12 protein-coding genes and 1 pseudogene are annotated in these 12,531 nt (G+C 67.9%); 7 read left to right on the forward strand and 6 right to left on the reverse strand.

All coding sequences use genetic code 11. From position 1 onward, the window contains the following. Positions 1 to 78: 78 nt before the first annotated feature. Together AWC19_RS23280 and AWC19_RS23285 are read left to right on the forward strand one after the other, a co-directional pair. Complete coding sequence (locus AWC19_RS23280; protein WP_085080462.1) at positions 79 to 1,362, forward strand: acyl-CoA dehydrogenase family protein; 1,284 nt, start codon at positions 79 to 81, stop codon at positions 1,360 to 1,362. Positions 1,363 to 1,476: 114 nt separating this feature from the next. Next, positions 1,477 to 1,923 (forward strand): ATP-binding protein, encoded by a 447-nt coding sequence (locus AWC19_RS23285; protein WP_085080665.1) that lies wholly within the window; start codon positions 1,477 to 1,479, stop codon positions 1,921 to 1,923. Between the two features lie 4 nt (positions 1,924 to 1,927). Here the strand turns inward: AWC19_RS23285 and AWC19_RS23290 are convergent, their stop codons facing one another. Further along, positions 1,928 to 3,268, reverse strand: coding sequence for a WS/DGAT/MGAT family O-acyltransferase (locus AWC19_RS23290; RefSeq protein WP_085080463.1), 1,341 nt, complete (start codon positions 3,266 to 3,268; stop codon positions 1,928 to 1,930). A 220-nt stretch (positions 3,269 to 3,488) separates the two neighbouring features. Between AWC19_RS23290 and AWC19_RS23295 the strand changes: the two genes are divergently transcribed. Both AWC19_RS23295 and AWC19_RS23300 read left to right on the forward strand, forming a co-directional pair. Next, on the forward strand, positions 3,489 to 4,373 hold the full coding sequence (locus AWC19_RS23295; protein ID WP_085080464.1) for a cyclopropane mycolic acid synthase family methyltransferase: 885 nt from the start codon (positions 3,489 to 3,491) through the stop codon (positions 4,371 to 4,373). A 216-nt stretch (positions 4,374 to 4,589) separates the two neighbouring features. Beyond that, positions 4,590 to 5,033, forward strand: coding sequence for a hypothetical protein (locus tag AWC19_RS23300; RefSeq protein WP_372508684.1), 444 nt, complete (start codon positions 4,590 to 4,592; stop codon positions 5,031 to 5,033). 21 nt (positions 5,034 to 5,054) lie between these two features. On the opposite strand, the gene AWC19_RS23305 is transcribed toward AWC19_RS23300, so the two are convergent. The 3 genes and pseudogenes from AWC19_RS23305 to AWC19_RS31445 all read right to left on the reverse strand — a co-directional run bounded on the left by AWC19_RS23305 (position 5,055) and on the right by AWC19_RS31445 (position 7,400). Then, complete coding sequence (locus AWC19_RS23305) at positions 5,055 to 5,948, reverse strand: SCO6745 family protein (protein WP_085080466.1); 894 nt, start codon at positions 5,946 to 5,948, stop codon at positions 5,055 to 5,057. 26 nt (positions 5,949 to 5,974) lie between these two features. Beyond that, entirely contained in the window at positions 5,975 to 6,562 is a 588-nt protein-coding gene (locus tag AWC19_RS23310; RefSeq protein WP_085080467.1) for a hemerythrin domain-containing protein, read from the reverse strand. A gap of 44 nt (positions 6,563 to 6,606) precedes the next feature. After that, positions 6,607 to 7,400, reverse strand: a pseudogene (locus tag AWC19_RS31445) (PIG-L deacetylase family protein). Between AWC19_RS31445 and AWC19_RS23320 the strand changes: the two are divergent. Both AWC19_RS23320 and AWC19_RS23325 read left to right on the forward strand, forming a co-directional pair. After that, entirely contained in the window at positions 7,399 to 7,785 is a 387-nt protein-coding gene (locus tag AWC19_RS23320; RefSeq protein WP_142281374.1) for a multidrug efflux MFS transporter, read from the forward strand. The pseudogene AWC19_RS31445 and the gene AWC19_RS23320 sit on opposite strands and share 2 nt — an antisense overlap. Before the next feature lie 50 nt (positions 7,786 to 7,835). Beyond that, positions 7,836 to 8,864: a ketopantoate reductase family protein gene (locus AWC19_RS23325; RefSeq protein ID WP_085080469.1), complete on the forward strand. Its 1,029-nt coding sequence runs from the start codon at positions 7,836 to 7,838 to the stop codon at positions 8,862 to 8,864. Here AWC19_RS23325 and AWC19_RS23330 read toward each other — a convergent pair. Together AWC19_RS23330 and AWC19_RS23335 are read right to left on the reverse strand one after the other, a co-directional pair. After that, the gene (locus AWC19_RS23330; RefSeq protein ID WP_085080470.1) at positions 8,861 to 9,112 is read right to left on the reverse strand and encodes a hypothetical protein; all 252 of its coding nucleotides are present in this window, start codon (positions 9,110 to 9,112) and stop codon (positions 8,861 to 8,863) included. The genes AWC19_RS23325 and AWC19_RS23330 overlap by 4 nt on opposite strands. Before the next feature lie 52 nt (positions 9,113 to 9,164). Beyond that, positions 9,165 to 9,380, reverse strand: coding sequence for an acyl carrier protein (locus AWC19_RS23335; RefSeq protein WP_068176969.1), 216 nt, complete (start codon positions 9,378 to 9,380; stop codon positions 9,165 to 9,167). Positions 9,381 to 9,609: 229 nt separating this feature from the next. On the opposite strand from AWC19_RS23335, the gene AWC19_RS23340 reads away from it, so the two are divergent. Further along, positions 9,610 to 12,519 (forward strand): aminotransferase class I/II-fold pyridoxal phosphate-dependent enzyme, encoded by a 2,910-nt coding sequence (locus AWC19_RS23340; RefSeq protein WP_085080471.1) that lies wholly within the window; start codon positions 9,610 to 9,612, stop codon positions 12,517 to 12,519. Positions 12,520 to 12,531: the final 12 nt, after the last annotated feature.

Raw genomic sequence — 12,531 nt, forward strand, 5'->3', positions numbered from 1 at the left:
CAACGGCCGACGGAATCGGACGGTGTCGGATGATGTAGTCCTGTAGGCACAGTCCGGGCCGAGGAACGGAGACTCAAAGTGGCGTGGGACTTCTCGACCGAACCGGATTTCCAGGAGAAGCTCGACTGGGTTGAGGCGTTCTGCCGGGAGGAGATCGAGCCCCTCGAGTACGTCTTTCCCTACGCGGTCCGCTCGCCCGACCCGACCGTCAAGGCCTACGTCCGCGGCCTGCAGCAACAAATCAAGGACCAGGGCCTCTGGGCGATCTTCCTCGACAAGGAACTGGGCGGCCCCGGGTTCGGGCAGCTCAAGCTGGCGCTGCTGAACGAGGTGATCGGCCGCTACCCGTCGGCGCCGCAGGTGTTCGGCGCGGCCGCCCCCGATACCGGCAACATCGAGATGCTCGCGGCCTACGGCACCGAGGAGCAGAAGGAGCGTTGGCTGCGGCCGCTACTGAACCAGGACATCTTCTCGGCGTACTCGATGACCGAACCGCAGGGCGGGTCCGACCCCAACCTCTTCCGGACCCGCGCAGTGCGGGACGGCGATGAGTGGGTCATCAACGGCGAGAAATGGTTCACCTCGGCCGGCCGGGTGGCAGACATCCTCTTCGTGATGTGCACCAACGGCATGTTCGTCGTCCCACGGAAAACGCCCGGCGTGGAAATCCAACCGGAGCCGCGCAACCACAATCACATCATCTACCGCGACGTGCGGGTTCCGCTCGACCACTTGCTCGGTCCGGAGGACGGGGCGAAAACGCTGGCCCAGCGCCGCCTGGGCGGCGGACGCATCCACCACGCGATGCGCACCATCGCCCAATGCAAGCTGGCCTTCGACATGATGTGCGAGCGGGCGCTGTCGCGCGAGTCGCACGGCAAAGTCATCGCCGAACATCAGATGGTGCAGGAGAAGATCGCCGATTCGTACGCCGCGATCCGCATGCTGCGGCTGCTGGTGCTCGAAACCGCTTGGAAAATCGACAATTCCAGCACCAAGGACGCCCGCACCGACATCGCGACGGTCAAGTTCACAATGGCCAAGGTGCTGCGGGAGGTATCGTTCAACGCCCTGCACATCCTGGGGTCGCTCGGCACGACGGATCTGACCCCGTTGCAGGCGATGTACGCGGGTGCGCCGACGATGGGGCTCGCCGACGGCGCCGACGAGGTGCACAAGGCCACCGTGGCGCGCCGCGTGCTTCGTGACTACCGCCCTCAGGAGCACCCGTACTGGCCGACGGAGTACATCCCCGCCAAGCGCGAGGCGGCCTGGGCGAAGTTTGAACCGAAATTTTCGGCGGACCCGAACCTGCGCGCAGCGGCGGAGAACTACAAGAAGTACTTCGCCAACCGTCGGTGACCCGCGTCCCGCCACGATCATTGACGCAGTGCGATTGTGGGCGCGCACGTCCGTGTCCAAAGCGAGACGGCCGAACACGTTAGCGACCCCACCGCGACCGGGTATGCCGCCTTCATGCCTGCCGAAGCACCGATGGCCGCCGGAGCCGCCCAGCTGACCTGCGCCGGCGTCGCCGACGCCGCGACCGCGTCGGAGCTGCGTCGCGTCCTGCAGCGGTGGCTCGAAGAGGTGACCGAAGCGCCCGCCGACATTCGCGAGGACATCGCCCTGTGCGCCAACGAAGCGCTGGCCAATTGCGTGGAGCACGCCTACCGCACCCACCGCACGGTCGGCACGATGAGGCTTCAGGCCAGCCACGACCCGGCCGCCCAGTCGATCAGCGTGTGCGTCAGCGACCGCGGAACCTGGCATCGGCCGTCGCCCGGTAGGCCCTCCGACCCGATGGCCTCGCGCGGCATCATGCTGATGCACGCGCTCGCCGACCACTGCACCATCAACGCGCGCCCGGACGGCACCACGGTGTGTCTGGACTACGCCGCTCGCCCCGATCGGCCGGGGTGACACCTCACACGCCGACTGCGCGCTCGAGGTCCTTCAGCGACGTCTCCAGGTGGCCCAGCATCCGCTGCAGGTGCGGGACGCTGCGACGGCAACCGACGATCCCGAAGTCGAGGTTGTTGGCGTTGCCGGTCACGGTGATGTTGACCGCCTGGCCCTCCAGCGCGATGGACAGCGGGTAGTTGCCGTCCAGGCGCGCGCCGCGCCAGTACAGCGGCTCGGACCGGCCGGCGGAGACGTTCGAGATGACGATGTTGAACGGCGGCGCCGCGGTCGACAGGTAGCCGGGGATCAGCCCCAAGAAAAGCCCGCCGATGTTGAACGCCGACGAGGCCAGCTGTTGAACCGGCGGCAGCTGCTGGAAGATCTCCTTGGTGTCGCGGATCGAGGTGCTGATGATCTCGAGCCGCTTCGCCGGGTCGTCGAGGTCGGTCGCCAGGTTGCACAGGAAGGTGCCGACCAGGTTGCCGCCGCCGTCGTCGTCGCTCTTGCGGAGGTTGACCGGCACCATCGCGGTCAGCGGGGCTTCCGGCAGGGCGTTCTGCTCGATCAGGTAGGCCCGCAGCGCTCCGGACGACATGGCGAGCACCACGTCGTTGACCGTCATCCCGGCCGCCGACTTGACCGCCTTGACGCGGTCCAGCGACCACGACTGGGCGGCCACCCGCCGGGCCCCGCCGATCCGGACGTTGAACATAGTGCGCGGCGCCCGAAACGGCAGGGTCAGCTGTTGTTCGAGCAGCGCGGCCCGCGCCAGCTTCAGCGTGGACGGTGCCATCGCGAGCGCCGATCCCGCCGTGCGGCCGACCCGGCCGAACAGCGACGGGCCCTTGCGCGGGCCGAGGCTCCACGGAACCCGCACCTCGTCGTCATCGGGGTCGGACGTGAAGGCGCGTTGCATCAGCCGCAGCGCCGAGACCCCGTCCATGAGGGAGTGATGGTATTTCGTGTAGACCGCATACCGCCCGTCCTGCAGGCCCTCCACGAGGTGGGCTTCCCACAGCGGGCGGTGCCGGTCCAGCAGGCTGCCGTGTAAGCGGGAAGCCAGTTCGAGCAGGTCCCGCACGCGCCCGGGCTCGGGCAGCGCCGAGCGGCGCAGGTGGTAGTCGAGTTCGACGTCCTTGTCGAACGACCACGCGACGTTGGTGACGCCGCCGAAGAAGGCGGGGTGCTTGCGAAACGACGGTTGCACGTCGGTGCACTCGAGCATCGCCTGGTAGGAGTCGCGGACGAAATGTGGCCCCGCGTCCTCGGGAGGCTCGAACAGTTGCAGCGATCCCACGTGCATCGGGTGTTCGCGTGACTCCCCGACGAGGAACAGCGCATCCGTCGGCGATATCGGTTCCATGGCATCGCCCCTTGTTCGTCGCGGCCGTGTCGTTTGGCCGACACGGCTCCTATCTCCCTTTAGCCACAGCGGGGGCCCGCTACACGCGAAAGAACGCCCCGAATTCGGCAGCGGCCGGCTGGGGCCGCTGACCGGCCGATACACTGGTGGGCCATCAAGTATCGAGCGGTTTTGATCACACGCCGCTGAGCCCGTGAAAGCCAACGTCAGAGGTAGTGCCGTGCCCGAAAACCGCAGCGAAACCGTCAGCTTGGAGCCGCATTTCGACGACGTTCAGGCGCACTACGACCTCTCCGACGAGTTCTTCAAGCTTTTCCTGGACCCGACCCGCACCTATAGCTGCGCCTACTTTGACCGCGACGACATGACGCTGGAAGAGGCGCAGATCGCCAAGATCGACCTGTCGCTGGGCAAGCTCGGGCTACAACCCGGCATGACGCTGCTGGACATCGGCTGCGGGTGGGGCACCACGATCGTGCGCGCGCTCGAGCGCTACGACGTCAACGTCGTCGGGCTGACGCTGAGCCGCAACCAGCAGGCGCACGTCCGGCAACGTCTCGAGCAGCACCCGTCGCCGCGAAGCAAGCGCGTGCTGTTGCGGGGCTGGGAGCAGTTCGGCGAGAAAGTCGACCGCATCGTGTCGATCGGCGCCTTCGAGCACTTCGGGCGCGACCGCTACGACGACTTCTTCAAGATGGCTTACCAGGCGCTGCCGGCCGACGGAATCATGTTGCTGCACACCATCATCAAGCCCAGCGGCGAGGAATTCGCCGAGCGCGGGCTGCCCATAACCATGACCAAGATCCGGTTCATGAAATTCATCATGGACGAGATCTTCCCGGGCGGGGACCTGCCCAACGCCAGGTCCGTGCAGGAGCACGCCGCGCGGGCGGGCTTCACCGTCGAGCGCGTCCAGCAGCTGCGACCGCATTACGCCCGCACCCTGGACACCTGGGCCGCCGCGCTCGAGTCACGGCGCGACGAGGCCATCGCGATTCAGTCCCAGGAGGTCTACGACCGGTACATGAAGTATCTGACCGGTTGCGCCGACCTGTTCCGCGAGGGCTACACCGACGTCGCGCAATTCACCCTGGCCAAGGGCTGACGACCCGGCCCTGACCGGCGGCCGGAACGCGCCGCGCTGCGGGCGCGGTTTACCGGCGCATCCCTGCGGGTAACCACGAGCAACGACCTGATTCGGTACGCGGCGACAGCCGTCGTAGCAAAACCGCAGGGAGGACCTACCGTGGGCGCAAAGCACCGCTTGTGCGAAGCCGGTGAGCAAAGCCGGCCCCCGACGAGTCGGACCGCGCGGCGCAGCATGTCCGGCGTGTCGTTGGCGTGCGAAATCGTTTCGGCCTCGCTGCTGGGCGTGGCCAGCTTGGCGGGGCTGTTCGCGTACGTCGAGCCCGAAAAGCCAACCGTTGAGGCGACTGTGGGGTCTCCGCCGATCTCGCAGCCGCTGCGTCAACAGGGCACCGTGGTCGCCGTCTCGGCCGATTCGGTCACCGCGCGCAGCGCCAACGGCTACACCCAGACCTACCTGGTGACCCCGAACACCGCCGTCATCTCCCGCGACGGCAGCCAACCCGCTTCCGCCGCTTCGCGTTTCACGGTCAACGAACAGGTGGACATCGTGGGGACGATCCAGGACGGCACGGCGCTGGCCACGGCGGTCGCCGACCGCGGCTCGTCCAACGGCGACGGCCCACCGATGGATTACGTTGCGGCGCAACCGGTCAGCGCGGCGCCCGGTCGCGCCTGAGCGCTGCGGCAGGGGGCCTGGCTAGCGACCGCCCAAATGCGCGCTGCCGTCGTGTAGGTCGTCGCGACGCAGGTCCATCGGTGTGACGGCGGGGACGTCGCCGCCGGCGACGACTGCCCTGGTGATCGGGGTCAGCGCCTGGAACAGCGTTTCCACCTCGTCGTCGCTGAGCGTGTCAAGCCCCGACAGCGCCAGCGCGTCGGTGTCCGATTCGATGCGGGCCTTCAATTCCCGCCCGGCCGCGGTGAGCGTGCCGTCGCCGTCGAGCAGCCCCCGTTCGGCCAGCCGGCGCTCGTGGTGGCGCCACGCCGCGTCGTCGTAGTCGCGGGTGCGGGCGATGTAGTCACGCGGGATCCGGCCGGCCGCCGCGTGCAGCACATTGGACTCTCGACCCGAGATGCCGGCCGCGGCCAGGACGGCCACGTGCGCGTCACCGCGCTGCTCGCGCAACAGCGTCGCCGCGTGCCACAACGCCGCCAGCGGTTCGTCCGGCCAGGGCAGCGCCAGGTTCGCGGCGAACAACGGTCGCCCGTCCAGCGGCGCCCCGCGCGCCGCCCTGCCCGCCAGTTCGCCTGCCACGGCGACGTTCTCGTCCGCCTCGATGCCGTAGCGGCGCAGCGCCGCCACCGCGGATTCCTGGCGGGCGCGCAACGCCGCCTCGGGGCCGGCGATCTCCCACGCGGCCGGCAGCGCCTTGGCGACGCGCTCGGGCGCGAAGTTGTAGAAGATCGCGGCCACCACCTCGCGCGGCACCATGCCCAGCGGCGCCGATCGGGCGGCGAAGTAGCCCATCCAAAAGCCCCGATAGCCGAGGCCGTCCAACGCGGCCCGCGCCTCCGGCGCGAAATATGTCACCGCGTGCACCGGCTCGAATCGATCGAAGAAGCGTCGCGCCAAACCCGGTTCTCGTCGCACGCTGGCAGTTAACCACCCGCCGCGGCTCACTGGCCTTTCAGGCTGCCTATGCGGAGCGAGAAGTCGGTGCGTTTCGGCGGCGGGGCGGGGCTTTCCACGTCCTCGACGTTCTCGACGTAGCGCTCGGGGTCTCGGTCGACGATGGGCAACCCCTTGGCGGTGGGGTGGCGGGCCATGAATTCGCCGTACTGACGCCCGAGCGCCTCCCGAAGCCCGATGGGGGCGTTGCGGCGGAAGTCGGAAAGCCCCTCGCGTTCCTCTTCGCCCATGTGGTCATCGTTGGCCACCCGGGTGCGGCCGACCGCCGCCCACCATTCGTCGCTGCCGGTCCGGGCCGCATTGGCGTCGCGCACCCCGTCGCGAATGTCGTTGTGGTCACCGATGGCATCGAGGGTCTCGCCCTCGGGGTCGTCGGCGCCGCGCTTCAACAGCTGGGGGTAGAAGATCTGCTCTTCGATGTAGGCGTGGACGTCGAGCTTGTCGGCCAGCGGGCGCCACACCCGCTCGACGGCGGAGAGGTTGATCGGCGTCTGAGCCTGCAGGTAGTCCAGCCGGGCGAACTGCTCGCGAAACCAATTGTGGTCGGCGAGGATCAGCTCGGTGATGTCAGCCATACCGACTTCCCGCCTTTCCTGACCGCGCAACCGGTGGCTTCATCTTAGGTGGCTCGTCGGGCAGGTTCGGCGAAGATGCTGTGGGCCGACGTTCCCGGCGGTGCCGCCGGGTCGACGAACCACTCATAGCTGAAGATCCGGCCGAACACCTGCGGCGGCAGCCGCAGCAGCGTGCCGAGCAGCCGCGCGTTGAGCCCGGTGCCGATCTGCGAACGGTGGGCGGCGAACGCGTCGCGCTTTTGCCGCGCGAACCGGCGCACGTCGATCCGGTGGGTGATGGCCGCGCGCGGCGCGTAGGCGGTGCGCGCCACGTCGGGCTCGTAGGGCGCCGGCAACCTCAGCGCGCGACAGACCTGGCGACGCGGACCAGCACTTCGCGCGGCATCGTCGCCTCGAGCACCCTCGGCGTCCCGGCCAACTCGGCGGCCCGCTTGCCGACGTGATGCACCTGAATGTGATCGCGGTGGCCGTAGCCGCCGTTGCTCTGGTAACTCAGCAGCACCTGGGCGTTTTCGGTGCGAAGCACCGCGGCGAGCCGGCCTGCCGCCTCGTCGACGTCGGCCCGGCCGAACCGGGTGCGGCCGACGGGATCGGGGTAGAAGATCGGTCCGTAACCACTGTCGGCGTAGCCTAGGCACTCGACCCGGTGCGCTCCGAGAATGCTTGTGCTCGAGCGCAGTTCATTGACCCGGGTGTCGTCCGGCTCGTTGTCCATTCGCCCGTCGGTCGCGGTGACGACGACCACCCGGTGCCCCTGCGCGGCCGCCGAGGCGAGCGTGCCGCCGGTGAGGATCACCTCGTCGTCGGGGTGGGCGTGGAACGCGACGACGGTGGCCATGGGATGCAGTATCGCGCCCGGCGACGGGACCAGCGCCTTCCTTCCGGGCCAGCTGTTCACCGGAGCGGGGGTGGGGCTGGTGATGCCGAGCCTTTCGGCCGTGGCGGGCCTGTCGCTACCGGCGCGTCGATGGGGGGCTGGGTCGGCGTTGATCAACGCGGCTCGCCAGGTCGGCATGGTGGTGGGCACGACGGCGCTGGCATTGATTTACCGCCACGGCGTCACCATGGACTCGGCCCGGCGGGCCTGGGTGTTTTTGGCCGGCTCCGCCGCGGCCGCCGCGTTGGTGGCCGCCGCGCTGGCCGTCCGGTGGCCGAAGGCGACACGCGGTGCGCGCAGCCGCGTCGATCGCGAGGCCCGTAGCCTCGCGGAGACGGCAGGCTGACGCGCGACGGAGAGGCGTACGAATTGTCCCCGCGAGACAACCACAGATACGTGATCATCGGCGCCGGCGCTATCGGCGGCACCGTGGGCGCGGTGCTCACGCGGACCGGCACCGCCGCGCTGTTGGTGGCGCGTGGTCGGCACGGCGAGGCCCTGGCATCCGAAGGCATGACCCTTCGAACACCCGACGGCGCGATCCGCGTGGCGGTCAGCGCGGCATCGCACCCAAACGACGTGCGGCTGGGCGATCGCGACGTGCTGGTCTTCGCCACCAAGACCCAGCAACTCGATGCCGCCCTGCAGGAATGGGCGGATCGGCCGGTCCACGGGCCCCATGGCGTCGTCGCGACCGCGGGCGAGCTACTCCCGGCAATGACCGCGCTGAACGGCGTCGCCGCCGAGGAGAAAGCGCTGCGCTACTTCCGGCGGGTGTTCGGCGTCTGCGTTTGGCTGCCCGCGGTGCACCTCGAACCCGGGGAGGTGATCGTGCGGTCGTGGCCGGTGGTCGGCCAACTGCACATCGGTCGGTGGCCGGCGTCGACCCGCACCCCGGCCGACGCCCACCTGCTGGCCGGACTCGCCGAGACGTGGGGCGCCGCCGGCATCCGGGTGCGCACCCCGGACGACGTCGCCCCGTGGAAGTACAACAAGCTGCTGAGCAATCTGGGCAACGCCGTGGGCGCCCTGTCCGCGGAGCCGAGTGAAGCCGCTGAGGTGGTCGCGGCGGTGCGCAGCGAAGGGGAAAAGGTGTTGCGCTGCGCCGGAATCGAATTCGTGCCGTTCGAAACGTCGACCGCGGCGCGGGCCGACGGACCGACCATCCGCCCGGTGCCCGGGTGGCATGACGGACCGAGCAACTCGACCTGGCAGTCGTTGAGCCGCAACACCGGCGACGTGGAGACCGACTTTCTCAACGGGGAGATCGTCCGCATCGCGCACCGGCACGGCATCGCGGCGCCGCTCAACGCGGCATTGGCACGTGCGGCGCGCGCAGCCGTCCGCAACGGCCTTGGGCCAAACCCCTATTCGGCGAAGCAGCTGGCCGCACTGGTCGGGCTCGAAACGAACGTGGGCTCTTAACCTTCCGAGTTCGGTGTGGGACTCTGCGTGGATTCCCACTTGGACCCCAGTGTCCTGCTGACCGCGGCTCCCGGCGCGAGCTCGAGTTGGAACGTCTCCCCGTGGCCCTCGAGCGTGACGAGGAAGCGGCCGTCGGTGAAGTCCTTGAACACCACTTTGTATGGCTGCTCACCGGAGCCGCGGTCGACGGCGACGATGTCACCGGGGCTAACGTCGTCGATTCGGTCGTGACCGGAAGGTTCAGGCATGCCGTCGACCGGTAGCCGAAGGGCCGCGGCGACCGTGGGCGCCGATTCGGTCTTACTTGGTCAGCTGCACCAAAAATTCGTGGCACCGTTGCGCGCGCTTGGAATCTTCGGCCATCACGTCTTCGAAGAACGACGCGACGTCGTCGAGCCCCGCGTTCTTGGCGTCGCGGACATACTGCCCGTAGTCGTGCCCGGCCTTCAACGAGTGGTACTGCACCGAAACCAGGTCGTAGGTCACGTCGTCGAAGCCGGTTTCCCCCGTTGCCATAATGTCCTCCTTGTCGTCCTTCGTCGTCATAGACGCCTACCCGGGCGGGGCTCCCTTAAACGGCTGTCGCCGCCTGGACCGCCACCACCGCGTCACCGCGCCTCCTGGGCCTGTCACGCGACGGACGTGCGGTGTTCGTCTCCTCGTAACCGGCGGGCGCATTGGGTCTGCGAACCTTTGACCGACGCTCCGGGCCACGGAGTCGCCTCGACTCGGGAAGGGCCGGCCGATGACCGAACACCTACGCGCCTACAACAGCCTGTGGCAGGTCCGCAGCGACTCGTGGTGCCATTTGGAGGAGGCCGCCGATCGGCTGACGCGGCCCACGACGACGGGGGCGCTGAAGGAAAAGTACGCAAACACCTGTCGGGAATTGCTGGGTCGCCTGAGCACACTGGAGCCCTACTGGGCCTACCCCGGATCACCCCAATTCGCCCGGGTGCAGCGTGCATTCACCGCGGGCAGCTACGACAAGTTCTCGCAGGCGGTCGCCCAGATCAACCGCGCGCTGACCACGGAGTCATACCGTTCGGGAGACGTCGACAACGCGGGCGCCGACGAGCTGGACATGTTCCCCTCCGATCCGCGCCAGCTCCTCGAGCACCAACCGGCGTCGCAGCGCGACCGCCCCTACTTCGAAGTGCTGGTCGTCGAGAAGATGAGCGAAGACCAGGAACGGGCGTTGCGCAACGAGGTGCGTAAATGGCGGCGCCCCGACGACGAATTCGTCTACGAGCTCGTGGTGGTCTCCAGCGGGGACGAGGCCCTCATCGCGGCGCGGCTCAACGTCAACCTGCAGGCGGTGGTCATCCGGCGACGCTTCTCGCACCAATCGACCCGGGACCTGTCGACGCTGGCGGAGTTCGTCGACACCGAGGTCTCACATGAGCTGGCCGACCACCAATCGCCGGAGGAACGCGCGCAGATCCTCGCGGTTTCTTTGGCCAAGCTGCGGCCGGAACTCGACCTGTACCTGATGACCGAGATCGCGGTGGAGGAAATCGCCGGGCGGCTCGGCCAGTACTTCCGTCGCGTCTTTCACGCCCGCGAAGGCATGCTCGAGTTGCACCTGTCGATCCTGCAGGGCGTCGCGGCCCGCTACCGCACGCCGTTCTTCAGCGCGCTCAAGCAGTACAGCCATCGGCCCACGGGAGTGTTTCACGCCCTGCCGATTTCGCAGGGCAAGTCGATCGTCAACTCGCACTGGATCAAGGACATGGTCGGCTTCTACGGCCTGGACGTGTTCATGGCCGAGACCTCGGCGACGTGCGGGGGCCTCGACTCGCTGCTCGAGCCGACGGGACCGCTGCGCGAGGCCCAGCAACTCGCCGCGCAGGCCTATGGGTCGCGGCACACCTACTTCGTCACCAACGGAACGTCGACGGCCAACAAGATCGTCACCCAGGCACTCGTGGCGCCCGGAGACATCGTGCTGCTCGATCGCAACTGCCACCAGTCACATCACTACGGGATGATGCTCGCCGGCGCGAATGTCGTGTATTTGGAGGCGTATCCGCTCAACGACTACTCGATGTACGGGGCGGTTCCGCTGCGCGAGATCAAGTCGAAGCTGTTGGCGCTCAAGGGTGCGGGCAAGCTCGACCGCGTCAAAATGATGTCGCTGACCAACTGCACCTTCGACGGGATCGTCTACGACGTCGAGCGGGTCATGGAGGAGTGCCTGGCCATCAGGCCCGACCTCGTGTTCCTGTGGGACGAGGCGTGGTTCGCGTTCGCCCGTTTCCATCCGGTCTACCGGACGCGCACGGCGATGGCATCGGCGCGTGCGCTGCGCGACCGGCTGCGGGATCCCGAGTACAAGCGCCGCTACGAGGCGCACTTGGCCGACACCGGTGCCCAAATACCCAGCGACGAGCAGCTTTTGGAGCGCCGCCTCATCCCCGACCCGGCGCGGGCGCGGGTGCGCGTCTACGCCACCCAGTCGACGCACAAGACGCTGACTGCCCTGCGCCAAGGGTCGATGATCCACGTCTTCGACCAGGACTTCGACCAGAAGGTCGCCGAGCCGTTCCACGAGGCATACATGGCGCACACGTCGACGTCGCCCAACTACCAGATCCTGGCGTCTTTGGACCTGGGTCGGCGGCAGGTGGCGCTGGAGGGCGTCGAATTGGTCCAGCGGCAAATCGAGAACGCGATGCAGCTGCGTGACGCGATCGACAACCATCCGCTGCTCAGCAAATACATGCGGTGCCTGAGGACTTCGGACTTGATCCCGGAGACCTTCCGCCCGTCCGCCATCGCCCAGCCGCTGCGCTCCGGACTGCGCAACATGATGGCCGCCTGGGATCAGGACGAGTTCGTGCTCGACCCCTCGAGGATCACGTTGTTCATCGGCCAGACCGGCTACGACGGGGACACGTTCAAACGCCAGCAGCTGATGGACCGCTACGGGATCCAGATCAACAAGACATCGCGCAACAGCGTGCTGTTCATGACGAACATCGGAACCACCCGCAGCTCGGTCGCCTTTTTAGTGGAGGTCCTGGTCAACATCGCCCGCGAGCTGGACCAGAACATCTCCGAGATGAGCCTCGGCGAGCGCGAACACTTCCAGAAGGCCGTCTACCGGCTGACCGAAATGTCCCTGCCGCTACCGGATTTCAGCGGGTTTCACCCCGCCTTCCTGGACCACCGCGGCACCGACGCCACCCCCGAAGGGGATGTCCGCCGCGGGTTCTACCTCTCCTACGACGACGCCAATTGCGAGTACCTCACCGGCGAGCAGATCGACGAGCGGCTGGACGCGGGAATCGACGTCGTGTCCGCGACCTACGTCACGCCCTATCCGCCGGGATTCCCGGTCCTGGTGCCAGGCCAGGTGTTCAGCCGCGGGATATTGCGGTTCATGCGCGATCTTGACACGCCCGAAATCCACGGCTACGTGCCGAGTTTCGGCTATCGCGTGTACACCCGGAAGGCCATCGAGATGGCCAGCGAATCCGCCGGAGTGCCACCCAACGGTCACCGTTCCGCCGCGCCCGCCGCGGACAAAGCGCCGAAGAAGAAGCCGGCCAAGCGCACGGTGCCGAATGGCGAGGGGAACCTGCCCGAGGTCGGCCAGGACGAGCTGATCGGCCGGCAGTATGCCGGCGACGCGGTGGGTAGCGAAACGTGATCGCCCTGCGAC

It is taken from the genome of Mycobacterium palustre, from assembly GCF_002101785.1.
Lineage (GTDB): Bacteria > Actinomycetota > Actinomycetes > Mycobacteriales > Mycobacteriaceae > Mycobacterium > Mycobacterium palustre.